This is a genomic window from Nitrospira japonica (assembly GCF_900169565.1).
GTDB classification, from domain to species: Bacteria; Nitrospirota; Nitrospiria; order Nitrospirales; family Nitrospiraceae; genus Nitrospira_C; species Nitrospira_C japonica_A.
The window spans coordinates 109268-135544 of record NZ_LT828648.1 but is presented as its reverse complement, the minus strand read 5'-3'; the positions used below and the strand labels follow the sequence as shown (position 1 = coordinate 135544).

The following is a 26277-nucleotide window of genomic DNA, read 5'->3' as shown; positions in this document are numbered from 1 at the left end:
GATGGCTGCCTCACAGACGGGATTTGCGCGTGCAGTTGTGCCGGTGTTCTTTGTCGGTCTGCTGATCGTCGCCGGCGGGTGGGCGGGGATCACCCCTTCCGCGACGGCCGATGGCGGCGCCGATATCTATTTCAAGACGGAAGGTACCCCGCAAGGGCCGCCGGCTCCGACGCCTCATGAAACGGTCTATTCGCGAATCGGTTCGATGGACAGCCGATTGCTGGTGTGGTTCGTGACGCAACAACACACCTATTTCGGGGGATTCGTCCTTGCACTGCCCTTGTTTTGCGCCTTGCTGGAATTTATCGGACTCCTCACAAAAAATCCTTCCCTGTCGCTTCGATACGACGGACTGGCGAGGGACTTGGCAAAGGTCGCACTCTTGGCCCTATCGGTCACGGCAGTGGTCGGAAGTTTCATGCTGGGCATGTTCATCTGGTTCTACCCGAGTTTCATGAAGTACATGGGGGGAACGTTCAAAGATTTCATGCCCGCCTACGCCATCGTGTTCGTCGGTGAGTCGCTGTTGTTGATTCTCTACTATTACAGCTGGAATCGCATGGCGGAACCGGGTTTGAAATGGATCCACGCGGCGATCGGCATTTTGACCAATATCTTCGGGACCGCGCTGCTGCTGCTGGCCAATGCGTGGTCCGCGTTCATGATGGCGCCGGCCGGTGTGGATGCGACGGGACGGTTTTTGGGCAATGGTTGGCACCTCCTGCATTCCGCCTTGTGGAATCCGCTGAACGTCCATCGACTCCTCGCGGACATCATGTCCGGAGGCGCCGTCGTGCTCGCCTACGCCTGCTATCGGTTCTTCACCAGCAAGTCGGACGGAGAGCGGGCGTACTTCGACTGGGTCGGCTACATTTTCCTCTTCGTCACGGTGTGCGCCTTGCTGCCCATGCCGATCGCCGGATACTGGCTGATGCGGTCCGTCTATGCCTTCAGCCAAAGCATGGGCGTGACAATGATGGGGGGATTGCTGACGTGGTTGTTCGTCGTGCAGGCGCTTCTGATCGGCGCGCTCTTTCTTGGCGTCAATTACTACATTTGGCAGAGCATGGCCCGGATCAAGGGTGGGGAGAGGTATCAGCCGTATTATCAAATCCTCCTCGGCGCGCTGACACTCGCGCTATTCGTGTGGTTGACGCCCCATACGGTGTTGATGTCGGCCGGTGAGGTCAAAGCGATGGGAGGGGCTCAACATCCCGTCGTGGGAAATTACGGGGTCATGTCGGCCAAGAACGGTGCCATCAACATCCTGATTCTTCTCACCTCGCTCAGTTTCTTATACTACCGACGGGCCAATCGCACGATGACCGTCTCCTGGGTCAAGACGGGAAATCTTGCGATTGGCATGCTGTTCGCGGTGGGATTTCTCAATGTGATCTGGCTGTCGCTGTATGGGTTCTACTTACCGGCCAAGGTACGCGTCGGTTTGTCCGCACCGCAGGCAGTGACGACCTTGACCGTGATTCTTGCGTCCGTGTTGATCAACCGGGCCATGCTCAAACACGCGATCGTCCATGGACCGGTCCAGTGGGGCAAGATCCCCGTCCGCGGCATGGTCGGGCTCTTCGGACTGGCGGCTGCCTTCACATGGGTGATGGGTCTCATGGGCTATATCCGTTCGTCGGGACGCTTGTCGTGGCACGTCACCGACTTGATGGCCGATGTGTCCCCGTGGGCGTTTACACCGGATCTCGAGTTTGCGGCGAAGATGGTCACGCTCAACATGGTGGTCTTTTGGGGGGCGGTGTTTGCGCTGTTCTGGATGTGCCAGCGAGGGCAGCAGGAGGCTTTTGGAGAGGAATTCGAGGGCGAGAAATCGCCGGCGCTGGCGCCCATTCCATCGCAAGAGGTTTGACCGTGATTTACGCATGTCAGGAGGGATTCGTCGCATGAGGGTGCTGCTCGCATTGCTGTTCGGTGGTCTGGTGATCGCGCAGGGCTCTGCCGTCGGGCAGGGGCAGGCATTGGTCTTGGAGGATTTCCAGGCCAAGGATGCTGACGGGTTTCCTTCGAGTTGGGATCATGAAAGCCAGCGCAGCCATTCCAAGGGTCGTGACGCCTACAAGATTCAAACTGAAAATGGATCCAGCTATTTGTCCGCAAAAGATGCGGGGCAGCGCATCAAGAAGAAGAAGATCGATTGGGATCCCAAAGCCTATCCGGTACTGACCTGGCGGTGGCGCTTGAATAAGGCAGTGGCTGGGACGGAGCCGTTAGCGGCCATTTACGCGTCATTGGATACGGACCTCATGTTCATCCCAGTCTTTACGAAGTACGTGTGGAGCGCGACAAAGCCTGAAGGGACGTTGACCGAAGGCGGAATGTTCAGCGGATCGGAAATCGTCGTGCAAAGCGGGACCGGTGAGATCGGACAATGGTTCGAGGAAAAGGTCAACGTGTACGACGACTTCAAGCGGATTCATCAGCATGAACCTGCAGCCAAGGCGTGGGGAATCTCGATCATCGCCGGTCCGGGGGTCGAAATCGATTTCGGACCGATGACGGCCAGCGCAGCGAAATAGGCATTCACAGAGCCGCCTGCGAAGGAAACCGACCCGATGCCGATCCAGAAGCTTGTCGATATCGTATTCGGTATGACGGTCATGGGCACGGTGGGGACCCTGATCGGATTTATCATGGGGGCCAGCCTCATGCCCGTGGCCATCGGGTTGGGACTTCTACTCGGCGGTGTGATCGGGTTTCTCGGCGGTCGAAGATTTCTCGTCAGTATCCTGATTGGAACCGTTCTCGGAGGAGCATTGGTCTGGTTGGTCGCCGGGACCGATCGCATTTGGGTTGGGGCCGGGGCCGGAGCGGCGATGGGAGGATTTCTGGGAGTCCAGATCTCCATGCTCCTCGACATTCGCGCGGCCAGAAAACACGTGCCTGAACCTGCCGATCCGGCCGCATGAACGTAAACATCGAGTGAAGGGAATCGAAATATTATGGAAAACAGAGGCGTCTTGATCGGCTCGATCATCTTCGTGTTTGCCTCTTTTTTTCTGATGATCGGCATGATGCTCTGGGAGTCGAATAAAGCCTACAAGATGAAGGAGATGGCGAAGTCCATTAAGACTGAAAGTCAGCCAACTGCGAGCGCCGGCCCCGCGCAGGACTATTCCATGTATAAGACGAGAATAGGAGACGAAGGGCGAGAGATGGTTCATATTCCCGAAGGCCCTTTTATGATGGGAAGCAAAGACGGAGATCCGGATGAAGCTCCTGAGCATCAGGTTTTTCTTAAAGAGTTTTATCTTGATCGCAATGAAGTGACGCAGGATGAATATGCCCGATTCGCCAAAATGACAAGGCGCGCACTGCCGAGGATCGAAGTGTTCGAAGACGATCAGTCCAAGTTGCTGAAACCCGAGTTTGCCGCGATGAGCGTCTCGTGGGATGACGCCAATGCCTACTGCAAATGGGCCGGGAAGCGGTTGCCGACTGAGGCCGAATGGGAAAAGGCCGGGCGCGGGGAAGGCAAGCGAAAATATCCGTGGGGCGAGGCCTTCGTCACGGGGCGGGCCAATGTGGATGGAAGCGAAGACGGGTACCGCTATTTGGCACCGCCCGGTTCATTTGAGTCAGGCCGAAGTCCGTACGGCCTGCACGATATGACTGGTAACGTGGCGGAATGGGTGGCCGATACCTACGATGAAAATTACTATAAGAAGTCTCCGTATCGGGATCCCAAGGGGCCGGAAAACGGAGATCTGAAGGTTGTTCGTGGGGGATCGTGGAGGGAGACGGAACATAATACAAGATTGTCAAAACGCTTCGCCGCCAAACACTGGCGGACCGACATCACGATTGGTATCCGCTGTGCCAGCGACGCCGACGCTGGAGGAAATTCCTCGGCGTCATAGCCCCGGTTATGCTCGAAACCAAATTCAAGGTCGCTTTCCTGCTCACCGTGATCGCCTTTGCGGCGTTGCCTATTATGGGCATTCTCCGAGGAACATCTCTGACGCCGTTGGAAGATTCCTCCTCTCGCACTGAATCGGTTGCGGAGCCGTTGGAGGCGGATGCTAAGGAAGAGCCTGTCGGCGAAGACATGGTCGCAATTCCTTCCGGTCCGTTCTTGAGGGGTACGACGGATGGAGGATTTGACGAGCAACCTCAGCGTACGATTGCATTGAGTGCGTTCAAGATCGATCGCCATGAGGTCACAAACTATCAGTATCGGCAGTTCGTAACGGCGACCGGTCATCGCAAGGCCGGACCGCCCTCGCGATACGCGAAAAGCGTCGGCAAGATGCGGGGGATCAATCAACCCGTCGTCTACGTGTCCTGGGATGATGCGGTCGAATACTGCCGCTGGAAGGGCAAGCGGTTACCGACCGAAGCGGAGTGGGAGAAGGCCATGCGGGGCGGCGATGGACGACTCTGGCCCTGGGGAAATCTCGAGCAGCCAAATGGGGCCAACTGGGGAAGAGTGAATGACGGCCATGAGGTTTCAGCGCGAGTGGGGTCCTTCCCGGCGGACAAGAGCCCTTACGGGGTCATGGACGGTGCCGGAAACGTGATGGAATGGGTGGATGATTGGTACGCCGAGACGTACTACCGCGATTCCCCTGAACAAGACCCGCCGAGCCCAGAATACGGTACCTATCGGGTCATGCGAGGGGGGGCTTATACGACTACGGGGCACGATGTACGCATTACGAGTCGCAGCAAGATCGTGCCGGACTTTCGCGATGAAACCATTGGATTTCGGTGCGCAATTTCCGACCCGAAAAGCACCGGAAAAAGTGATGGAAGTGGCGGAAAGAATTAAAGGAAGTCGAAGTAGTAGAGGATCAAAAAGACGGCCAAAATTATATTGACAACCATACCAGCCAAAACTATAATGTCGAACACTTTTGAGTTCTTCGTCATGATTTTCCCTATTATTTCGCGCCCAACGACAAAATTTGAATAACACACGCATATGTCCGTGTCAAGAAATGCCTGAATTTATGCGCTCACTTACCATTCCAGTCTAGAGAAGGAGAACCAATGGCCACGGCAACAGCGGATAGCGAACTCAAGGTGAAGATCGGCAAGATGATTTTCTACATCACCTGTGCGATTGGTTTGTGGTTCTTTTACTGGTTCGCCGGCATCCAGTGCCCCTGCTGACGGCAGGGCCATTCGGCGTGAATAATTTCCCGGAATGCGTTTCGAGTTGAGGAGGAGACAATATGGGTCAGGCAATCGTCTACGGTGTGATTTCGTTGATCATCTGTGTTGCCTATTTCACCTTGGTCGATCATTTTTTGATGGACATGCAGGGGTTGGACTACTGGTACCTGTTCCGCAAGTAGGTCTGTGAGTTACGACTCCGCGAAAGTTTGGAATTTTGTCATGAGTCTTTGTCGTATTGCATCAAGGAGGTATCCCATGGGTCTTGCAACCCGAAAGAAAGTGTTTTCAATCATGGCGCTGTGCGCGATGGTTGGCCTCCTCCTGTTTCCCATCGTCATGTCGCTGCCGACGCTGGCATCCGGCGAAGAGGCTCCCGCGGCTGATGGGGCAAAGAAGGAGGGAGACAAGGTCGAGAAGGGGCGCGATGTCTATTACAAGACCGAAGGCATTGTGGCCGGCGCTCCGGCACCCAAGACGACCGACGGCCCGAAGGACTATCCCCGCTACAACTTCGAGAGCCGCGTGTTGCTCTGGTTTGCGAACCAGCAGCATTTGTATTACGGCAGCTTCGTCTTGGCTGTTCCGATCTTCTGCATGGTCATCGAGTTCATGGGCGTGGTGACGAAGGACAAGGCGCTCGCCAAGCGGTACGACCAGCTCGCTTATGACTTCATCAAGATCAGTCTGACGGCCTATTCGTTGACGGCAATTTTAGGCGGCATTTTGATCTTCACGTTCTTGACTCTCTATCCGGCATTTTTCGGATACCTCTCCAGCATCTTCCGTCCCGTCATGCATATCTATGCGTTGATGTTCGTGGCCGAGAGCGGAACGCTCTACATTTACTACTACGGCTGGGACAAGATGAAGGAGGGATTTCTCAAGTGGATCCACTTGAGCATGTCCGTCATCCTGAACATCATCGGCACGCTGCTGATGTTCTTGGCCAATTCCTGGATCGGGTTCATGATGTCCCCGGCCGGAGTCGATGAGCAGGGTCGCTTCCTCGGCAACATCTGGCACGTGATTCATACCGCATTGTGGAATCCTCTCAACGTGCACCGCATTCTCGGCAATATGGCCTTCGGTGGCGGTGTCGTCGCGGCCTATGCGGCCTATAAGTTCCTGGCGGCCAAGACCGAAGAAGACCGTGCCCATTATGATTGGATGGGCTATATCGCGATGGCGCTCGGCGTCGCGTTCCTGATCCCGTTGCCGTTTGCCGGCTACTGGCTCATGCGCGAAGTGTATGCCTACCGTCAGCAAATGGGCATCACGCTCATGGGCGGCCTGCTGGCGTGGTTGTTCATCATTCAGGCGACCATGATCGGCATTCTGTTCCTCAGCACCAACTATTACCTGTGGCAGGCGATGGGTCGGATGCGAGGAGCGGAAAAATATCAGCGCTACATCAAGTATCTCGTGTTCCTGCTCGCGTGCGGATTCTTGGTGTTCATTACGCCGCACACGATGGTCATGACGCCAGCCGAACTGAAGGCGATGGGCGGTCAGCAGCATCCGGTCTTGGGTAACTATGGTGTCATGTCCGCGAAGAACGGCGGCATCAATGTGATCATCACCACGACCGTCTTGAGCTTCGTATGGTACATGCGAGGCAACAAGGTCTCGACGGTGTCTTGGGCCAAGTTCGGCAACATTTTCATGGGCGTATTCTTCGCCTGCGCCTACATCAACATTGTTTGGTTGGCGGTCTATGGATATTACATTCCGGCCAACGTGCGCGTCGGCCTATCGGTGCCTCAGGTGGCCACGACATTGTCATGCTTGTTCTTCATGTTCGCGCTGAACAGCGTGATGATGAAGGGCGCCAAGCAGATGGGGCCGATCGAGTGGGGCAAGATCTCCGCGCGATCCCAGTACGCGTTGATCATGTTGGCAACCGCGTTTACCTGGATGATGGGACTGATGGGCTACATCCGCTCTTCCGTCCGCCTTTTCTGGCACGTCAATGAGATCATGCGCGACAACTCTCCGTGGGCCTATACGCATACGGTGGGATTCGCCGCCAATATGATTTCGTTCAACGTGCTGTTTTTCTGGATCAGTATTCTCTTCGTCTTTTGGCTCGGCAGCTTGGCGGCGAAGAAAGTACCTGTGGAAGCCAAGGCTGGAGTTCCGGGAAGCGCGCCGCAGCCGGCAGGCAGCCATTAACCATCTTACTTATCAGTAGAGGCTCACGGGGAGGGTGCAGCATGCACCGTCCCCGGTGTAGCCGCAGGAGGTTACAACTGTGGGTAATCTGATTAACGAAGCTCTTTCGATGGGGTGGATGATCCTGGCCACCCTCGTCGGGCTGCTCATTTACTTCCAGGTTTCCATCCACGATCCAGCGGCAAAGAAGCGGGCGGTATTCAAGACCTTTATAGGAATCCTCGCAGCATTCCTGATCCTCGTCGCCGTCGCCAATTACAAGAACAACTTCTATGGTGAGAACCGGCTTCTGCCCGTCTCCCTAGTGATGATTACCGCCACGACGTTTGTGATGGCCTTGTATTTCACCAACCTGGCCGCCTTGCTGAAGATTGGCGGATTCATGTTTTTCGTCGCGGCCTTCCTCTCCGGCTATGGAAACTGGTTGCCTCAGGTAGAAGGAGGATTTCCTCCCAAGGAAGAGAAGCTGGACTTCAGTTCCATGACGCCCCAGCAGTTGGCCGATGAAGGTGAAAAGATCATCTTCGGGGGAATTGGGCAGAATAAAGTCCAGGGTGCGATCGGTAAAGGACAATGCCCCCTCTGTCACGCATTCCATGCCGGTATGTTGGGGGAACGTGCGCCTAACCTTCTCGGTCTTCCTGAGCGTGCGGGCAAAGAGCGGCTCGAAGATCCTAAGTATTCCAAGGGCAATCCTGCCAAGCGTGAGTATGCAGATAAGGAGGCTTTTCCTGGATCTGGAACGGCAGACAACGGGCAGGAGTACATTGCCGAATCCCATGCATGTCCCAGCTGCTATGTGGTTGCGGGCTATGGTGTGAAGGGGACTAACGATAAAGAGAGCCCGATGCCCAAGATTCACAAGCCACCAATATCGCTCTCCCTGCCTGAGCTGGCGGCGGTGGATACGTGGTTGTACGTCCGCGAAGGACGCGACGCGCCTTCTTTTGAAGACATCACCAAGTCCTATGAGAAATTCATTCCGGAAGCCGATCGTCCCAAGATGCAAGAGGACGCGCCAAAGGCAGCCAGTGCGTTGATGGCGGACGGTTCCGAACCGGTCGATCAGATTTTTGCCAAGGCGCAATGTGTCGCGTGCCATACAATTCCCGGTATCCCTGGCGCCACGGGCACGATTGGTCCGAAGCTCGAGGAGGGTACCAATGCCCCTCTCCGGATCAAGGACAAGGAGTACAAGGGAATGGCCAAGAGCACTCCCGAGTACATCATGGAATCGATCGTTGAACCCAGCACTTATGTGGTGAAGCCGTTCCCGGACAACACGATGCCCAAGGTCTTCGGGCAAAAACTGAGCGCGGGAGCTTTGAAAAAGATTGTTGACTATTTGTCGCAGGTGAAGGCCGGAGCGCCGCCACCGAAGATTTCCTAATCTGTACAGTCTATCGTTCGAAGACTAGAGGGAGTTAACCCATGAAAGCATTGATGTCCGTCGGTGCGCTGGTTGGAGTCGTTGGACTCCTCCTGCTGGTCGGGATGATCTTCGATATCGTCCCGTCGAACACCGTGCGCTTGGTAGAAGGCTATATGCCCATGCAGATGCTCACGGAGTTGGCGATCTTCGTCGCCGGCTTTACGGGGCTCAGCTACATGCTCAACGCGATGGGCATGGGCATCCCACGGTTCTGGCAGGGAATCACATTCTGGGCGTTCATTTTGCTGTATCTGAAGTTCCGCGTGTATCCGCCCATTCCGTTCAGCGTGCGAGCGATGTACGGGACCGTGTCTCTCGTGGCCGTGTTTATGTGGATGTCGGCAAACGAAGAGGACTGGAGAAAGTTCAAGCAGCCGATCATGAACGTGATGGACGCGCAGACGGGCATGAATAAGATGTTGCGCTATGCCTATCTGATTCTGTTGCCGATTCTGATCGGTGGATTTTCGTACAACGCTATGGTGCCAAAGTCCGAAGAGCCGATCGAGCTTCGGACCGTGCATCCGGCTCCTCCCGCCAGCACCAAGGTGCACGGCAAGACCTACGTACTGCAGACCTCCCAGAATCCTTTCCGGGTCAATCCCGAAGGGAAATATGATCAGGAATATACCAATGCCAACATTGTGGAGCAGGGCATGGGCCGGCTCATGAAGCCGAACGCCAATCCCTGGGATCAGAATGCGGCAGGGTACTTGAAGTACGTGCGTGAGGGCGGCGAAATTTTCTTTCAGAATTGTCACTTCTGTCACGGTGATAATCTGAACGGCCGCGGCCTCCATGCCTTTGCCTTCAATCCTATTCCTGCAAACTTCACCGATCCGGGCACCATCGCGCAGCTCCAGGAGACCTTCATTTTCTGGCGCGTGTCCAAGGGCGGAATTGGATTGCCGAACGAAGGATTCCCCTGGGCGTCCGTCATGCCGCCTTGGGAGCAGCACCTGACCGTCGACGAAATCTGGAAGGTCATTCTCTTCGAATATTGGCATACCGGCTACTACCCGCGTACGTGGGATTAATGCGCCGAAGGCTTTTTCGATAACCTGGACATACGATGAAGAGGATAAACATGAGAAAGAGCGCAAGTCAGAAGGTAGGAGTGGCCGCCGCTGCCGCCTTCGGCATCATCCTGGCCTCCGGACAGATCGGCATACCGGTCGTCGGTGCGGAAGGATTGCCAGAGGGATTCAAAAAAGGCGATCTCGCCGCGGAGCCCTCCGCCGAGATGATCGAGGCGGGGAAGCGGGTCTACTTTACGAAGTGTGTTTGGTGCCACGGCGTCGATGGAGCGGGCGATGGTCCCGGTGCAGACCGCCTGTGGCCTCGTCCTCGGAATTTCAATCAGGGTACTTTCAAGATCCGTCACACGGCGAGCGGCGAGCTTCCCTTGTTCGATGCGAAGAAGCCGGTCGCTGGACAGAACGACCTGTTTGAGACCGTCACGCACGGTTTGCCGGGCTCGGCCATGCCGTCTTGGGAAGGTATTTTGACTGAGGAACAACGGCTTCAGGTATTGTCGTTCGTCACGACTCAATTGGTGAAGGACCGGAAGTTCACCGACAAGCAGTCGGAAACACAGACGGTGCTCCAGCTCGGCGACATCAAGCCGAAAGCCGCAAATGACGAAAGCAAGAAGCGTGGTTCAGAACTCATCGTCGAAAAGAAATGTATTGAGTGTCATGGTACTGAAGGGCGAGGAGATGGAAATGCCTTCAACCTGAAGGATGACTGGGGATTCTCGATTCAGCCGGCCAACTGGCATAAGTGCTGGAATTTCCGTGGAAGCCGCCAGGATCCGTACAATGTGAAGAACATTTTCCGAACCTTCTCCACTGGCGTCAATGGAACGCCGATGCCGTCGTTCGCGGATAACACCTCGGTCGACGAGCGGTGGGATATTGCGAACTTCGTGAATTCGTTGTGCGAGCGGGACCTCGAAGGAAATCCACTTCCCATCGATCCCTTGACCGACAAGCCGAAGATCAATTTCGTGGTGCCGGCGAATCTGGTCGAAGGGGAAATTCCGGCCGATATCGAAAATGAGGCGTGGCAAAAGGCCTCCCGCCGATACGTCGCGATGGGCGGACAGATCACCCACAAGCCGAGAAACTTCGTCAATCGTATCGACGACATCTGGGTTCGGGCTCTGTATAACGAAAAGTCGCTCGTGTATCTATTGGAGTGGGACGACCGGACCAAGAGCGTGGCCGAAGGCAAGCTGCCTTGGGCGCCTACGCAGGTAAATGTTGATGTGAAGGAGCAGGATCCCAAGACCGGTGAGGAAGGGTCCATCGCGGCCCATCAGAACAACTACACCGTGTACAACGACGCGATCGGGATCGAGCATCCGGTCAAGTGGAAGGAGTTGCCGGCTCCGATCAAGCCGCGCTACCTGTTCGGAACCAACGAGCAGTTCCCGGTCGACATCGTGAAGTGGGAAGCGGATGGATCCATCCGAGCCTTCAAGGGAACGGGATGGGACAAGGATTTTGAAGAACGCGACACCTATGAGGAGAACCTCAAAGTCCTCAAGGCCGAGTGGAAAAACGGCCGGTGGTACGTCATGATCCAACGCCCCCTTGGGAACAAGAAGGATCAGGACTACGATGAGGACACGTTCTTTGAGGTCGGCCAGTATGTGCCTACGGTGTTCTTTGCCTGGGACGGACACAACGGCGATGCAGGACGGAAGATGGCCGTGTCGGCTTTCTATTATACGTTCCTGAATCCCCCGATCCCCAGGGAGACCTACATCTATCCGGCAGTCATTGCGTTCGGTATCGTGCTGCTGGAAGGATGGGTCATGACGCGGCGGTCGAATAAGAAGAAGGGCAAGACCATCTAATCGCCGCTGAGAGAGGTCAATGCGTAGAGGGGGTGGGGAAACCCACCCCCTCTTTGTTTTTCCGCCGGACACAGTGAAACGTCTATGATCACAGAGGTCACCGGTATCCTGCTCGCTGGCGGAAAAAGCCGCAGAATGGGTGAGGACAAGCGATTTGTCGAAATCGGAGCGCGCAGCCTTCTGGAGCGAAGCCTCGATATCCTCCGGTGCGTCTTTCAGGACGTCGTCATCGTAATCGCGCAGGACAGTCCCGATCTTTCGTCCACTGTCCCCGTCGTTCGTGATCTCGTAGCGGATTGCGGGAGCCTTGGAGGTTTGTACACGGGATTGAGCGTTGCCAGAACGAACCGGGTCTTTGTCCTGGCCTGTGACATGCCATTCTTGAGTCAAGAGACGGTGCGCTACTTCGTGCATCTCAAGACCGAGGCCGACATCGTGATGGCGCGGTTACACAATGGATGGCACCCCATGCATGCCCTGTACGGCCGGCGATGCCTGCCGGTCATGGAGTCCATGATGGCGGCAAAGGACCTGCGGATCCATCGGGTGACCGAACATCCCGCGTTGAAATTACATACCGTCACCGCGGAAGACTTGAAGACCATCGATCCGGCCGGGCGAGCATTCTTAAACATCAATACGCCGGCGGATCTTGAATTGGCTCGGTCGATCTTCGCGAGCGACCGATCGTAGAATCATCTTCCTCGATTGTGATACGAACCGTCGTCATCATTCATCCCGGCGCATTGGGCGATGTGCTGCTCGCCGTACCGGCGATCGTCAACCTCCGCAGAAAATTTCCCCGCCATGAATTTGTGCTCTGTGCCGACCGTCGGATCGGCGAATTGCTGCGGGATTGCGGCCTCGTCGACGGATGGATGCCGGCACAAGGATTCGGCGTCGGCCAACTATTCGGCGGATACGTCGAAGCGGGAAGCGTGATGTCGAATTGGCTGGCCAGATGCGAACTGGCGGTGGCTTGGGTCAGAGATGAAGGGGAAATTCTTGAAGAGGTGCTCAGGAGATACGTGCAGGGTACAGTCGCCGTTTGCTCGCCATTTTCGCCCCGACTATCTTCCGTCCATCAGAGCGATCGATTTTGGGAGGCACTGGACGAAGTGGCGCGCGACTCTGTGCAGCCTGTGGTGCTGCAGTTGCCCCGGGGACTGCGTGAACTCGGGCGCACACGCCTCCGCGAGGCAAATCTCGATCCTGATCGCAGGATCGTCCTTCTTCACCCTGGTAGCGGAAGCCGATCGAAATGTGCCAAGGCGGAGATATTTGCCGAGGTGATCCACGGCCTCAGGCGGGACGGACTTGGGCTCGCCTTGCTGGAGGGACCGGCCGACCATGCGACGGTCGTGGAAGTGTCCCGCTTGGTGAGGGAAGAACGAATCGGCATTTTGAGGGACCTGAATTTGGGATTGCTGGCCGGTGTGCTGGCATCGGCCGATCTGTTCGTGGGACACGATTCGGGAGCCAGTCACCTGTCCGCGTCGGTTGGCACAGAGACTATCACGCTGTTCGGTCCTACCGTGGCGGAACGATGGGCTCCACGAGGGGGACATGTGACCGTGATGAAGGCGGACGCCTGTCGATGCCCGAACTGGGAGGCCGTCGGTCACTGTGTGGAACGGCCTTGTCTTAACATTCCTCCGCACACGCTATTGGATATGTGTCGGCAGCGGTTGGTTCGTCACAACTCCTCGAAAATCCACACAAAGCGCCTTGTCTCCCATTAGGCCGTGTGATAGAGTGACAGGCTAATTTTCTCTTTCAATGCTAAGGACTTAGGAGTGATTCGGTGTCTCAGGGTGTGGTGCTGCACAAAGTTACCAGCGCATTGCTGGATGCCTTGAACGGGGCGAAAAGAAAAGGGCTGCTGAAAACGGAATCATGGCCGGTTCTAAGCCTGGACGCTCCCAAGCGCCCGGAGTGGGGAGACCTGGCTTCCACCGTAGCTCTGTCGCTGGCTTCCTCCGAGCAAAGAAGTCCGCAAGATATCGCCCGGATCATCGTTGAGGAGTTGGTCCAGGACGATCGGCTGTTCGATCGTGTCCAAATCGCCCAGCCCGGATTTCTCAATCTGACGGTGAAGCCCGCGGTTTGGCAGGAAGTATTGCGGGAAATTGAAGCCCAGGGTGACCGCTATGGCCGCAGTAATTCCGGCAGCGGGCGTCGGGTCCTCGTCGAGTATGTGAGTGCAAATCCAACCGGTCCCTTGCACGTGGGACATGGCCGCGGAGCCGCGGTTGGTCAAGCCGTCGCGAATCTGCTCGATGCCGTCGGGTATGAAATCGTCAGCGAATATTACATCAACGATGCGGGCCGTCAAACCAAGCTCCTGGGCCAATCGGTATGTGCCCGCTATCAAGAATTGGACGGCCGTCACGTCGCGTTTCCGACCGACGGATACCATGGAACCTATATCACCGCCGTGGCGGAGCGGTTACGGGAACAACGGGGATCCGGTAAAAACCCGGATACTGATGACCTGGAAGAGCAGTGCCGACGCTTCGCCCTCGAGGATTTGCTGAACGTGATCCGCCAGGATCTCCACTCGTTCGGGATCGAATTCCAGTCATGGTTCAGCGAGGCGTCTCTTCTGTCCTCCCATGCCGTCGAACGAGTGCTGGATGACCTGAAGTCTCGACAGTTGGTATTCGAGCAGGACGGTGCTTCGTGGTTTCGATCGTCACAGTTCGGCGACGAGAAGGACCGCGTCGTTAAGAAACAGGACGGAGAGTATACCTATCTTGCATCCGACATCGCGTATCATTGGGACAAACTGCGGCGAGGATATGATTTGTTGATCGATGTCTGGGGGGCGGACCACCACGGGTATATCCCTCGCATGCAGGCCGTGATGCAAGCCTACGGGCATCCGAAAGAACGATTGCAAGTCGTTCTCGTACAACTCGTCAAGTTGCTGCGCGGCGGTGAGGAAGTGAAGATGTCCAAGCGCGCCGGGGAATTCGTCACCCTTCGGGACGTGATTGACGAGGTGGGTGCCGACGCCGCGAAATTCTATTTTCTTATGCGGGATTCCAAGACCCATCTCGATTTCGACCTGGAACTGGCCAAACAGCGATCTGCCGAAAACCCCGTGTACTATGTGCAGTATGCCCATGCCAGGATTTCGAGCCTATGGCGGGTCTCCAAGTCGCGCGGAATCGACCGTCCTCGGGCGAGCCGGACGGACTTGAGCATGCTGATGGATCCGGATGAGCTGGCATTGATTCGAAAACTCTCGGCGTTTCCTTCCGTCGTTCACGCCAGCGCGCTATCGTATGAGCCTCATCGGCTCACCTACTATCTGCAACAACTGGCGGCGTTGCTTCACGGGTTCTATAACAAGCACCGTGTTCTGCCTCCGGCGGCCGATAGGGACGGTGGAGAAGGAGAGTTGGGGATCGTGGTGCCGGATGGGGACCGGCAACGGGAGATCGTCGATTCCGACCGGACGGCCGCGCGCTTGGCCCTGATGGCGGGAGTCCAGCAAGTGCTCAGGAACGGCCTGTCGCTGCTTGGCATCTCCGCTCCGGACCACATGTAAGAGAGAACCAGGCAAGCAGCATGGAATTTACCGTCAAGCAAACCGCTGGGGAGAGGCACGCCAGGTTGGGCGTGCTGACGACCGCACATGGTCAAATCGAGACCCCGGCGTTCATGCCGGTCGGCACGTTGGGACCGGTCAAGGGGATCGATCCTGAAGAATTACACCAGTTGGGTTTTCGACTGTTTCTGAACAACGCGTACCATCTCTACCTGCGGCCCGGACATAAGGTCATTTCGGAGCTGGGTGGGCTGCATCGGTTCGCTGGCTGGTCGGGATCCATTCTAACCGACAGCGGCGGATTTCAGATCTTCAGCCTGGCCGGTCTGTGCCGGATCACCGACGAGGGTGTAACCTTTCGCTCGCATCTGGACGGATCGACCCACGTCATCACCCCAGAGTCCGCGATTGGAATTCAAGAAGACCTCGGCGCGGACATCATCATGGCCTTCGATCAATGCGTGGCATTGCCTGCCGACCGGGACAGGGTGGCGGATGCGGTGCGGCGGACGACGCTGTGGGCTGGCCGGTGTCAGGAGAGTCGACGGAGGACGGACCAGGCGCTTTTCGGAATCGTCCAAGGAGGGTTGGATCCCGAGCTTCGACGGAAATCCGCGCGCGACATCGTGGCACTCGGATTCGACGGCTACGCCATCGGGGGTCTGTCGGTCGGCGAGACCAAAGAAGAGATGTATCGAATGTTGGAGATCTGCGCCCCCGAGCTTCCTTCCGTAAAGCCCCGCTACTTGATGGGGGTCGGCATGCCGGAAAATCTCATCGAAGGCGTGGCGCGCGGCGTCGACTTGTTCGATTGCGTCATCCCGTCCCGGCATGGACGGACCGGATGGCTGTTCACCGAGTCGGGGCGAGTCTCGATCAAGCAAGCCAGGTATACACGGGATGAGCGGCCGATCGACCCGAACTGCGCCTGTCCGGTGTGCCGACGATATTCCCGCGCGTACTTGCATCATCTATACAACGTCAAAGAAATGCTGGCATCGCGGCTGAATACCACGCACAACCTTTGGTACTTTTCCGATTTCATGCGTCGGCTTCGCGGGGCGATCGCCGACGGGACGTTCGCGAATTTTCGAGACGCGTTTTACCGGATGCGCGCGGAGGCTCCGTCGGAGTTCGTCGGCACGGCGGAGACCAGCGGTCAGTAGAGGATCGAGGCAAAGTCGACGCAGAGAGGACACGCTCACATATGTGGATGGCATCAGTCGCATGGGCCCAGGGAACTGCCGGAGGGGGGAGTGGTGCAAGCACCATTCTGTCGCTCGTCCCCTTCGTGCTGGTCTTCGTCATCTTTTATTTTCTGCTGGTATTGCCGCAGCAGAGAAAACAGAAGCAGCAACGAGCCATGATGGACGCTCTGAAGAAAGGCGACAAGGTGATCACGTCGTCCGGCGTCTGGGGAGTCGTGGCGAATCTCGGCAAAGACACGGTGACGCTGCAAATCGCCGACAACACCAAGATTAAGATCCAGCGGGAGCACATCGCGCGGCTGCGTGCGGATGACGACGAGAAAGAGTCGTAGACTCCGGGAACAAGGGGACAAGAGGCACGATGAAGAAAGTGAGCGGGCGGTTGACGTTGTTGGCGCTGGTCGTGATCGCTTCGGTGATTGCGTTCGTGCCGTCGGTTCCGGATGTGTATCAGGGCCTACCTGGGTGGTTGAAAACCCTGTTGCCGAACAAGGGCATCACCCTCGGGTTGGATCTCCAGGGCGGCATCCACATGGTGATGGAAGTCGACGAGGACCGGGCGGTCGAAATCGCGGTAGACCGGTCGCTGACGTCGCTGCAGGATCTCCTGGTGGAAAAGAAGATTCCGGCTGAGTCGGTCAAGCGCACGAGTCCGACGGACATCACCGTTCAGTTTCAGAACGCCGACCTGAAGGCCCAGATCCAAAAATTGATCGACGACTTCCCGACCTTTGCGGAGAAGGACTCGGCGGGGTCCGCCAATACGCTGGCATGGGAGCTTCGGGAGTCGGAAATAAAGCGCATCAAGGATTCCGCGGTCAATCAGGCTCTCGAGACCATCCGCAATCGCATCGATCAGTTCGGCGTGGCGGAACCGGTGGTGCAACGGCAAGGCCCAAAGCAGATCGTGGTGCAATTGCCGGGAGTCAAGGAGCCGAAGCGGGCCAAAGATTTGATTAAGGAAACCGCCCTGCTCGAATTCAAGATGCTGGACGAGGACAGCCAAATCAGATTGGACCTTCCTGCCAGGGTGCCGAAAGATAAAGAGGCCGAAGTGCTTTCGCAGTTCGAGGGCAAACTGCCGGAGGGCGATCAGATCCTTTTTGAGCGGGCGATCGACAAAGATACGGGGCGGGAGTATCGCATTCCTTATTTGGTCAAGAAACGCGTCATGCTGACGGGTGACGTGTTGAGCGATGCACGGGTATCGATCGGACAGTTCAATGATCCGTACGTCTCCATCACGTTCGATGCCAAAGGCGGACGTGAGTTCGAGCGTATCACCGGCGAGAACGTCAAAAAACGGATGGCGGTGGTGCTCGACAACACCATTTATTCCGCGCCCGTGATTCAGGAGCGGATTTCCGGCGGGCGTGCGCAAATTACCGGGACGTTTTCGACGCAAGAGGCCAATGATCTTGCCATCGTACTGCGAGCCGGTGCGTTGCCGGCACCGTTGAAGATCGTCCAAGACCTGACGGTCGGTCCGTCGCTCGGCCGGGATTCGATCGAGAAAGGCATCAAGGCGACGTTAGTGGCCGGAGCGATCGTCATGATTTTCATGATCGTCTACTACCGGCTGTCGGGTCTCATCGCCGACGTTGCGCTGATCCTGAACTTGATCTGTTTGATGGGGGCGTTGTCCGCGTTGACGGCGACGTTGACCTTGCCGGGCATTGCCGGCATCGTCCTCACGATCGGCATGGGCGTCGATTCAAACGTGTTGATCTTCGAGCGCATCCGAGAGGAGCTCCGATCGGGGAAAGCGGTCCGGCTTGCCATCGATGGAGGGTATGACAAGGCACTGCTCACCATCATCGATTCCCACGTCACGACTCTGATCACCGGTGTCGCGCTGTTCCTGTTCGGCACCGGTCCGATCAAGGGTTTTGCCGTCACGCTCTGTCTCGGCATCGCGATCAATCTCTTTACGGCCCTAGTCGGGACCAAGGTCATTTTTGACATCATCAATCAACGCCGCAAAGTCGATCAGTTGAGTATCTAGGTCGAAGGAGCCTGCATGCTGGAAATTCTGGGAAAGACGAACTTTGATTTCATGGGCAAGCGGAACATCTCGTTTGCGTTCTCCGGCATCATGGTCGTGCTGGGAATTCTGGCGATCATCCAGATCGGCCGTGGTGCGGCCAACCTGGGTATCGACTTTGCCGGCGGTACGGCCGTGCAGTTGAAATTCAATCAGCCGATCAAGATCGACGAAGCTCGGAAGGCCTTGGAGACAAACGGGTTGGGGGATGCCGAACTTCAGGAATTCGGCCAGGACAACAAGTTGCTGATTCGGGTGAAGGCGTCCACGACGTTGGAACACAAAACGGCGGAACGGGTCGTCGCGATCTTTTCCAAGGAGTTTCCCGGCAACACCTTTATTGTGGACTCCAGCACGGAAATCGGGCCCACCATCGGCAAGAAACTGCAGGAGGATGCGCTGATCGCGGTCCTCGTATCGTTTGTCGGCATCATCCTCTACATTGCCGCCCGCTTTGAACTGCGGTTCGGAGTAGCGGCGGCCCTGGCGACATTCCACGATGTGCTGGCCGTTCTCGGCGCGTTTTACATTCTTGACAAAGAGATCACCCTGCTGGTCGTGACGGCCCTCTTGACCTTGGCGGGCTATTCGCTGACGGACACGGTCGTGGTATTCGACCGTATTCGAGAGAATCTTCGAGTGCGACGGCGGGACAGTGAGGAAATGATGATCAACACCGCCATCAATCAGGTATTGAGCCGCACGATTGTGACCAGTTTGACCGTGGTCCTGGTCCTTATTCCCCTCGCCGTCGGCGGCGGGGAGGTGCTGCACGATTTTTCCCTGGCCCTTCTGTGGGGGGTGGTCTTCGGAACCTATTCGTCGATCTTTGTCGCCAGCCCCCTGTTGCTCCTGTGGCCCGGAACGACCGGACGTTTGCTCAAGCGTGCCTAGGTTTGAGCGATAGTGAACGGGCCGCCCTGCGGGCCTGGTCGGGCGGTCCCTCGCATAGGCGGACACGTTCATGAAATTCTGGAGTCGGTCGTACAGTCTCCAGCACAAGATCATCACGGCGATCGTGATGGTTGGACTTCTCCCCCTCACATTCCTGCTCGCCTTGACCTATCTGGAAGAACGCCGCGCCCTGCGCGAGACCACCGGTACCAGCTTCAAGGAAGTGGCGGTCGAAGCGGCCCGCCGGATCGAAATGCACGTCAGCCGGGGTATGAATGAGGCGCAACAGTTGGCGACCACTCCCTTCCTGCGTACGGCGGTGGTGGAAGCCAATCGGACGTATGAAGGAAAGGATGCGCAGCGCATTCAGGAGGTCATCAAGGATTGGCAGCAGCGGTGGAAGCAACGGGACAAGCGGAGCGAATTTCCGCTGTTCATCAATCGAATCGTGACCAACTATCTGATCCGGTGGCACGACATCCGGAAGGCCGATTATGTGGGCATTCTGGTCACCGACGTGCAAGGGGCGCTGGTCGTGAGCTCCATTCCCCAGGTGGAGTACTTTTACGGCAAGACCGGCTGGTGGCAGGCTGTGGTCAAAGGAGGGACCCGTCAGCCTTATGTCGGTGAGATCGCCTTCGATCCCTCTTTCGGCACCCATGTCGTCGTCGTCTCAGCTCCCATCGTTGACGATCAACAACGGGCGGTCATCGGGGCCATCACGATTCTGATGCGTCGGGATACCCTGTTTCATTCTATCGCCGAGGTTTCCATCGGCATGACCGGCCACGCTATGCTGTTCAGTTCGGATGGAGTTCCGCTGATTTGTCCGATTCTTTCTCCGGAGGAACATACCGTCAAGCCCGAACTCATTCAGACCCTTCAGGCATTGAAGGCCGGATGGGCGGTGGCGTTAGACGATTCCCACGGAAGCCGCGATGCGTTGATCGGATTTGCTCCCGTTCGTTTCAATGATCGGCTCGCGCCCGGCAGCATCGGCGGGAAACAGTGGGTGACCGTCATTCGGCAGGATCCCCGGGAAACCTTTGCCCCGCTGGCTGATCTTGTCGCTAAGGTTTTACTGTACGGATTGATCGTACTGGGGGTGCTGTGGGGCACGGGTTTGCTGGCGGCTCGCCGGATCGTCAGGCCGATCAAGCTTCTGCATGAAGGAGCGAGGGAATTAGGCAGCGGCCGGCTGGAACGAAGGCTGGCGCTGGAGACGGGGGACGAGATCGAAGAGTTGGCCGGCGCGTTCAACGAGATGGCCTCAAATCTTCAGCGGTCATTCGGCCAAATCGAGCAGCGGGTGGTGGAAGTGCGCCGGTTGGAGGAAAAGTATCGCGACCTGATCGAACACTCGCCGGAGATGATCTACCAGTTGGATCGGAACGGACAATTTGTTCACGTCAACAAAACGGGTTTGGACAAACTGGGCTATCAATTGGATGAAATGTTGGCGATGAAGCTCTGGGATCTGGTGCCTCAAGGGCAGGCCACTCGGGTGCTACAATACCTCGAGCGACTGGTATCTCAGGGACAGACGGCGATGGAAACGATCTTGCTGGCCAAGGACGGCCGTCCGATCGATGTCGAGATTCATGCGACGGCTCTGTTCGATCAGGAGCGTGGCGGACTCGTGCATTCACGAGCCTTCGTGCGCGACGTCACGGAACGGCATCGTCTCGAGCAGGAACTCCAGCAATATACGTCGAAGCTCGAACTGGCTGTCACCGAACGTACCAGGCAACTCGTGGCCTCGCAGGCCCGGTACAAGGCTCTCTTCGATCTTGTTGCCGATTCGGTGTTCATGGTGGATCCGAGCGGCACGATCGTGTCCGTCAATAAACGCGAGGAGCAGGCGCTGGGCTATGCGGAGCCGTACATCGTGGGGCGCAGTATTTTCGAGGTCACGCTCGAAGCCTATCGGGGAGCACTGCGACGATGGTTGGGCGATATCAACACGGGTCGGGAAAAGGCCCCCAGCCAAGAAATCACGGTGTATAACGCCGCCGGCGTGGAAACCCCCGTGGAGATGGATCTTATTCAGGTCGGAAGTCCCGATCATTTGTTGGTCATGGTCCAATTGCGGGACATCACCGACAGAAAGAAGCTCGAGCGGCAGCTGCAAACCTACCGGGAGGAACTCGAAACCAAGGTCAAAGAGCGGACAAGGGAAATCGAGCAGACCAAACAGTACTTGGAGAATCTCCTTGAGAATGCCAACGACGTGATCTACACGCTCGATACGGACCAGCGGTTCACCTACGTCAACAACAAGGTCACCGTGTGGGGCTACCGGAAGGACGATCTGTTGGGTCGTCCCTACCTATCGCTTCTCTCCCGGCGGCATCGCGGCCGTCGGCTGAAGAACACACTGGACATCGGCGCAAAGCAGGTCTACGAAGTCGAAGTCGTAACCCGCTCGGGAGAGACCCGCACGGTAACCGTCAGCGTGTCACCGCTCCACGGAGCCGAAGGAGAAATTCTCGGCGTGCTCGGCATCGCGCGCGATATGACGGAAACAAAGCGCCTCGAACAGCAAATCCGCAATTCCGAGAAGCTGGCTTCGGTGGGAAAATTGGCGGCCGGGGTGGCGCATGAAATCAATAATCCGCTCGCCGGGATTCTGAACTGTCTCTACAACCTGCGTAAAGGCGTGTTGTCGCCGGCCCGACAGGAGGAATACTGGACGTCAATGGAAGACGGTGTGCGACGGGTTCAGAAGATCGTCCGTCAGTTGCTCGATTTTTCCCAGCAGCACGATCCGGAGTTCAGCTTGACGGACATCAAGCAGGTGGTCGATCGGGTGCTGGTGCTTACGAATCATCTGTTCGCTTCCAATCGCATTGTCCTGGAAACGGTGCTCGGTTCCGCGCTGCCGAGTCTAATGATCGATCGGCACATGATCGAGCAAGTGCTCATGAACCTGATCCTCAATGCCGTACAGGCGATGAAAGGCGGGGGTGTGTTGAGAATTCGCACCTCCGTTGCGGAAGGGGTCTGTCTGGTGGAGGTGTCCGATACCGGGTCAGGAATCGCTCCGGCCGTGCTCCCCCGCATCTTCGACCCCTTCTTTACGACGAAAGGCGAGGGAGAAGGCACGGGGCTGGGGTTATCCGTCAGTTTGGGCATCATCGAGCGTCACGGCGGAAAAATACTCGTGAACAGTGAAGTGGGCAGAGGCACGACGTTCACCCTGTGCCTCCCCTTGTCGAGGGACCGTTCGCTCGTGGAGAGGACGTCATGAAAGGGCTGACGATTCTGCTGGTGGATGACGAACCGCTTATGCGCCTTTCCATGGTGGACGCCATGGAGGCCGTGGGGTATGAAGTGCGCGCAGCGTCCACCGGGACGGAAGGAATCCAACTCCTCCGCCAGAACCCGTTTGATCTCGTTATTACGGACCTGCGGCTTCCCGGTGCCGACGGCTTGGCGGTCCTCAAGGCGACAAAAGAAGCGGCACCCGAAACCGAAGTGGTCGTGATCACCGCCCACGGATCGATGGAAACCGCCGTGGGCGCCATGAGGCTTGGTGCATTCGACTACATCACCAAACCGTTTCAGATGGATGAACTGCTGCTCATCGTGGAGCGGGTGGGGCGGGTGGTCAGGCTTCGCCGTGAGACGGAGGAATCCAAAGAGATTCACGATGATAACTTCAGGTTCGGAGGAATTCTCGGGGCCAACAGCCGGATGCGGGAGGTGTTGGACAAGGTCAGAACGGCGGCGGGATCCGATGTGCCTGTTCTCATCCTCGGAGAGAGCGGAACCGGAAAGGAACTGGTTGCCAATGCCATTCACCAGAACAGCCCTCGTAATCATCATCCGCTGATCAAAGTGAGTTGCGGCGCCTTGTCGGAAGCCTTGCTCGACGCCGAGCTCTTCGGCCACGAGAAGGGCGCATTCGCTGGAGCCTCACGGCAACGAAGAGGACGCTTCGAATTGGCGCACCGGGGAACGTTGTTTCTTGACGAGATCAGTGAACTTCCGGCCGGTATTCAGGACAAAGTACTTCGCCTGCTGCAGGAACGAAAATTTTGGCGTCTGGGTGGCCGCGAGTCGATCGAGGTGGATGTCCGTCTGGTCGGGGCGACGCGTGTCGATCTGGCTCAGGCAGTTGAGAAAGGGCGCTTCCACGAAGATCTGTACCGGCGGCTCAATACGGTGCAGGTCACGCTCCCTCCGCTGAGACAGCGTACGGATGACATCATGATCATCGCCGATCATCTCCTCCACGACTATTCGAGCCGGATGAACAAGAGATTGAAGGGGTTTTCTCCCTCAGCCCGCGATCTCCTGTCACGGTATTCATTCCCCGGAAACGTACGGGAATTGGAAAAGATCATTGAGCGGGGCGTGACTACCGGACGCGATCATGAGATGGTTCATCCGGCCGATCTTTGTGAGTTTCCCTCTTGCCCGTTCACGGGAGGGGGGCCTCAAGAATCCTGCGGGTTCTGTCACGAAGGACTCGCGGCAGAAAGCAAGTCCAAAGGCGTCTCGCTGACGTCCTTGTCCGCCGCGCGGGAGGAGTTCGAGAAGAGCCATATCCTGTCCGTGCTGGAGCGTGTCGAAGGGAACCGAACTGCCGCGGCGAAGGTGTTGGGTCTGTCCCGTAAGGCGCTGGGGGATAAATGCAAACGCTACGGGATCCCGTCAGTCACGGAGGATGCCGGGGAAGAAGGGGAATAAAACGAAGGGAAACGCCCGTCTCTATTCGGTAGGCTCCGGCCCTCCGCTCCACAGCTTCACGGTTCGATCCCACGACGCGCTGGCGAGCGACAGACCATCCGGAGAGAGTGCGACACAGCGAACGCCGCCGGTGTGCGTCTTGATGGTTCGGAAGCAACGCCCGGTTGCCAGATCCCAGAATCGGATCGTGTTGTCGTCGCTTCCGCTGATGAGTACCTTGCCGTCCGGTGTCACCACCAGCGTTCGTACCCAGCCTGTATGTCCCCGGAGCGTCCGGTGCTCGAGGCCCTGAGGCATTTCGAACATTTTGATCGTCTGGTCTCGGCTGCCGGTGATCAGATGCTTGGCGTCCGGAGTAAACGTCATGGCTCCGATCCAATAGTCCATGGGCTTTTGAAATCCGCCGTCGTCCTCGATGAAATAGCCCCGTGTTTCGGTCGAATCATCGGCATCTTCTTTCCAGTGGCCGTTGTGGAGGACCTTTTCTTCCCCGCTCGGCAAGACCTCCCAAATCTTGACCTTGCCGATGTCCGTTCCGCTGGCCAGATGCATGCCGTCTGGAGAAAATGCCACGCAGACCGACCAGTGGTGATCGTACTGATCTTTTCCCAACAGGGTCATCAATTCGGTCCCGGTCGTGACTTCCCAGATCTTGATGTCTTTGTTGTGACTGCCGCGCGCCAGCATCAGTCCGTCCGGCGAAAGGGAGAGACTGCAGACGTTGTGGTCATAGCGGGTGAAGAGGAGTTTGAGCGGTTCGCCGGTCTTCGGATTCCACAGCCTGATCGTCCGGTCTTCGCTTCCGGTCGCCAGAGTTTGCCCGTCCGGGGTGAACGCCACCGCCCTGATGTCATTGGTATGGCCGCGGAGAGAACGAAGGAGTCGACCGGTTTCGATGTCCCAGATACGGACGAGACGGTCCACGCCGGCGCTGGCCAACGTGAGGGCGTCAGGGGCGAACGCGACGGACCAGATTCCGTGGGAGTGCCCGCGGAAGGTCTTCACCTCTCGTGCCCCCGCGGTCCAATATTCCAGGAAATCGACGTGGGGAGTTTGCGAAGTCGGCGCCGTAACCGTAGAAGCAGGGCTTTGTTCAGTCATGAAAATGTCCGGTGATGAGATGGTTGGTGAACCGGCGGCAGCCGGTTCGATTGCAAATGGTCGTTTTAGGTCAGTATAATTTCTCTCTCAACGGGACGATCGTAAGAGAAGCCCGGTCGTCAAGTCAAGCTGCGGTCATGGCTCATTTCGAGATTGGGGAACGCTATGGAACTTCGCTTTCAGCCCGCCTTGTTGCAGGAAGTTATCGACTCCTTCGTGGAAAAGACGGAACGGGAAGGAGATCCCACCTATTATAAGGAATTTCATGAGTTGGCGGATCCGATCTACGAGAAGTTTACGCTGGACGACCGCGAGAGCGAGTTCAAGAAGCTATATCAGTATTTATTTGGGACATGGGGATTTTCCGACATCATCAGGGACGCGTTCAACGAATATCCGGTTCTCAAGGATCAGGTCGGTATCGTCCTGGTCAAAGGGGTGCTCAAAGAAGACCAGGAAGGCGTCGACATTCTTCGCAAGTGGGGTTCGGTCGAGCACGAATTGGCCAAGCGGTTCGAGGAAAAAGGGTTGAAGGGAGTCGGGATCAAGCTGATTCCCCGCCGGTTCTACGATCCCGCACTCACCCGCTACTGCCGGCATGAGTTGATGCATATCTCCGACATGCTGAGCCCGCAGTTCAGCTATGATCCCGATACAAAGGTCGGTCAAAATCCCGGAGAAGAAACGTTGATCCTCCAGCGGTATCGCGTACTCTGGAGCCTGAGCGTCGACAGTCGGCTGATGGCGACCGGCAAGGAGCCGATGCTCCGGAAAGAGGATCGGTTCAAGGAGTTCCGGTCTTGGTATCGAAAGATTCCCGCGCCTCAATTAAAGTCCGTATTCGAAGGCTTGTGGCAAACGGGATTCTTCACGCATTCCGAATTGATCGAGATGGCAACGGATACCCTGCGCGTGATGGATCGTGCCGTGGACGTCGAGGGCGGGGAGGTACCGGAAACGGAAAACAAGGTCATGTTGATGCCGGGATTCCCGTGCCCCCTGTGTCGGTTTCCCACCTATTCATGGGTGGAGGACCTGGGACATAAGCTCGAAACCTATGTGTTGGACTTTATCCGGGAAAATCATCCCGGATGGGACGTCGAATTCGGCGCCTGCGATCGGTGCGTCGAGGTCTACAAACTCCGCGCGGACGGCGTGATGTAAAGAAAG

General features: G+C 57.0%; 22 protein-coding genes. 21 read left to right on the top strand and 1 reads right to left on the bottom strand.

The annotated features are described in order from the left end of the window. The first annotated feature begins 1 nt into the window (after position 1). The 20 genes from NSJP_RS00635 (at position 2) to NSJP_RS00550 (ending at position 24006) form a co-directional block, all read left to right on the top strand. Positions 2-1873, top strand: coding sequence for a cytochrome ubiquinol oxidase subunit I (locus NSJP_RS00635; RefSeq protein WP_080885021.1), 1872 nt, complete (start codon positions 2-4; stop codon positions 1871-1873). Between the two features lie 34 nt (positions 1874-1907). Further along, entirely contained in the window at positions 1908-2540 is a 633-nt protein-coding gene (locus NSJP_RS00630; RefSeq protein WP_172834060.1) for a DUF3047 domain-containing protein, read from the top strand. A 36-nt stretch (positions 2541-2576) separates the two neighbouring features. Next, positions 2577-2930: a hypothetical protein gene (locus NSJP_RS00625; RefSeq protein WP_080885019.1), complete on the top strand. Its 354-nt coding sequence runs from the start codon at positions 2577-2579 to the stop codon at positions 2928-2930. A 33-nt stretch (positions 2931-2963) separates the two neighbouring features. After that, positions 2964-3881 carry a formylglycine-generating enzyme family protein gene (locus tag NSJP_RS00620; RefSeq protein ID WP_080885018.1) on the top strand — a complete coding sequence of 306 codons (918 nt, stop codon included), beginning with the start codon at positions 2964-2966 and terminating at the stop codon, positions 3879-3881. Positions 3882-3889: 8 nt separating this feature from the next. After that, positions 3890-4792, top strand: a complete 903-nt coding sequence (locus tag NSJP_RS00615; protein WP_080885017.1) for a formylglycine-generating enzyme family protein — start codon at positions 3890-3892, stop codon at positions 4790-4792. Positions 4793-5013: 221 nt separating this feature from the next. Continuing rightward, complete coding sequence (locus NSJP_RS19820) at positions 5014-5136, top strand: hypothetical protein (RefSeq protein ID WP_269457704.1); 123 nt, start codon at positions 5014-5016, stop codon at positions 5134-5136. 62 nt (positions 5137-5198) lie between these two features. Beyond that, entirely contained in the window at positions 5199-5321 is a 123-nt protein-coding gene (locus NSJP_RS19815) for a hypothetical protein (RefSeq protein WP_269457703.1), read from the top strand. 76 nt (positions 5322-5397) lie between these two features. Next, on the top strand, positions 5398-7314 hold the full coding sequence (locus tag NSJP_RS00610) for a cytochrome ubiquinol oxidase subunit I (RefSeq protein ID WP_080885016.1): 1917 nt from the start codon (positions 5398-5400) through the stop codon (positions 7312-7314). Positions 7315-7393: 79 nt separating this feature from the next. Continuing rightward, positions 7394-8704: a c-type cytochrome gene (locus NSJP_RS00605; protein ID WP_155969723.1), complete on the top strand. Its 1311-nt coding sequence runs from the start codon at positions 7394-7396 to the stop codon at positions 8702-8704. Between the two features lie 41 nt (positions 8705-8745). Then, positions 8746-9783 (top strand): c-type cytochrome, encoded by a 1038-nt coding sequence (locus NSJP_RS00600; RefSeq protein WP_080885014.1) that lies wholly within the window; start codon positions 8746-8748, stop codon positions 9781-9783. Positions 9784-9833: 50 nt separating this feature from the next. Further along, entirely contained in the window at positions 9834-11609 is a 1776-nt protein-coding gene (locus tag NSJP_RS00595; RefSeq protein ID WP_231989448.1) for a c-type cytochrome, read from the top strand. An 84-nt stretch (positions 11610-11693) separates the two neighbouring features. Continuing rightward, entirely contained in the window at positions 11694-12302 is a 609-nt protein-coding gene (gene mobA / locus NSJP_RS00590; RefSeq protein WP_080885012.1) for a molybdenum cofactor guanylyltransferase, read from the top strand. A 17-nt stretch (positions 12303-12319) separates the two neighbouring features. Beyond that, complete coding sequence (locus tag NSJP_RS00585) at positions 12320-13351, top strand: glycosyltransferase family 9 protein (protein ID WP_080885011.1); 1032 nt, start codon at positions 12320-12322, stop codon at positions 13349-13351. 62 nt (positions 13352-13413) lie between these two features. Then, positions 13414-15165, top strand: coding sequence for an arginine--tRNA ligase (argS, locus tag NSJP_RS00580; RefSeq protein ID WP_080885010.1), 1752 nt, complete (start codon positions 13414-13416; stop codon positions 15163-15165). Between the two features lie 20 nt (positions 15166-15185). Continuing rightward, complete coding sequence (gene tgt / locus NSJP_RS00575) at positions 15186-16331, top strand: tRNA guanosine(34) transglycosylase Tgt (protein ID WP_080885009.1); 1146 nt, start codon at positions 15186-15188, stop codon at positions 16329-16331. Positions 16332-16372: 41 nt separating this feature from the next. Beyond that, complete coding sequence (gene yajC, locus NSJP_RS00570; RefSeq protein ID WP_080885008.1) at positions 16373-16705, top strand: preprotein translocase subunit YajC; 333 nt, start codon at positions 16373-16375, stop codon at positions 16703-16705. 29 nt (positions 16706-16734) lie between these two features. Beyond that, a complete protein-coding gene (gene secD / locus NSJP_RS00565; protein ID WP_080885007.1) occupies positions 16735-18378 on the top strand; it encodes a protein translocase subunit SecD in 1644 nt (547 codons plus the stop codon). Positions 18379-18393: 15 nt separating this feature from the next. Then, entirely contained in the window at positions 18394-19311 is a 918-nt protein-coding gene (secF, locus tag NSJP_RS00560) for a protein translocase subunit SecF (RefSeq protein ID WP_155969721.1), read from the top strand. A 70-nt stretch (positions 19312-19381) separates the two neighbouring features. Then, complete coding sequence (locus tag NSJP_RS00555) at positions 19382-22561, top strand: PAS domain S-box protein (protein ID WP_080885006.1); 3180 nt, start codon at positions 19382-19384, stop codon at positions 22559-22561. Next, complete coding sequence (locus tag NSJP_RS00550) at positions 22558-24006, top strand: sigma-54-dependent transcriptional regulator (RefSeq protein ID WP_080885005.1); 1449 nt, start codon at positions 22558-22560, stop codon at positions 24004-24006. Before NSJP_RS00555 ends, NSJP_RS00550 begins: the two co-directional genes overlap by 4 nt. A gap of 21 nt (positions 24007-24027) precedes the next feature. Here the strand turns inward: NSJP_RS00550 and NSJP_RS00545 are convergent, their stop codons facing one another. Continuing rightward, a complete protein-coding gene (locus NSJP_RS00545; protein ID WP_080885004.1) occupies positions 24028-25107 on the bottom strand; it encodes a WD40 repeat domain-containing protein in 1080 nt (359 codons plus the stop codon). A 165-nt stretch (positions 25108-25272) separates the two neighbouring features. On the opposite strand from NSJP_RS00545, the gene NSJP_RS00540 reads away from it, so the two are divergent. Next, a complete protein-coding gene (locus tag NSJP_RS00540; RefSeq protein WP_080885003.1) occupies positions 25273-26271 on the top strand; it encodes a hypothetical protein in 999 nt (332 codons plus the stop codon). The last annotated feature ends 6 nt before the right edge of the window (positions 26272-26277 follow it).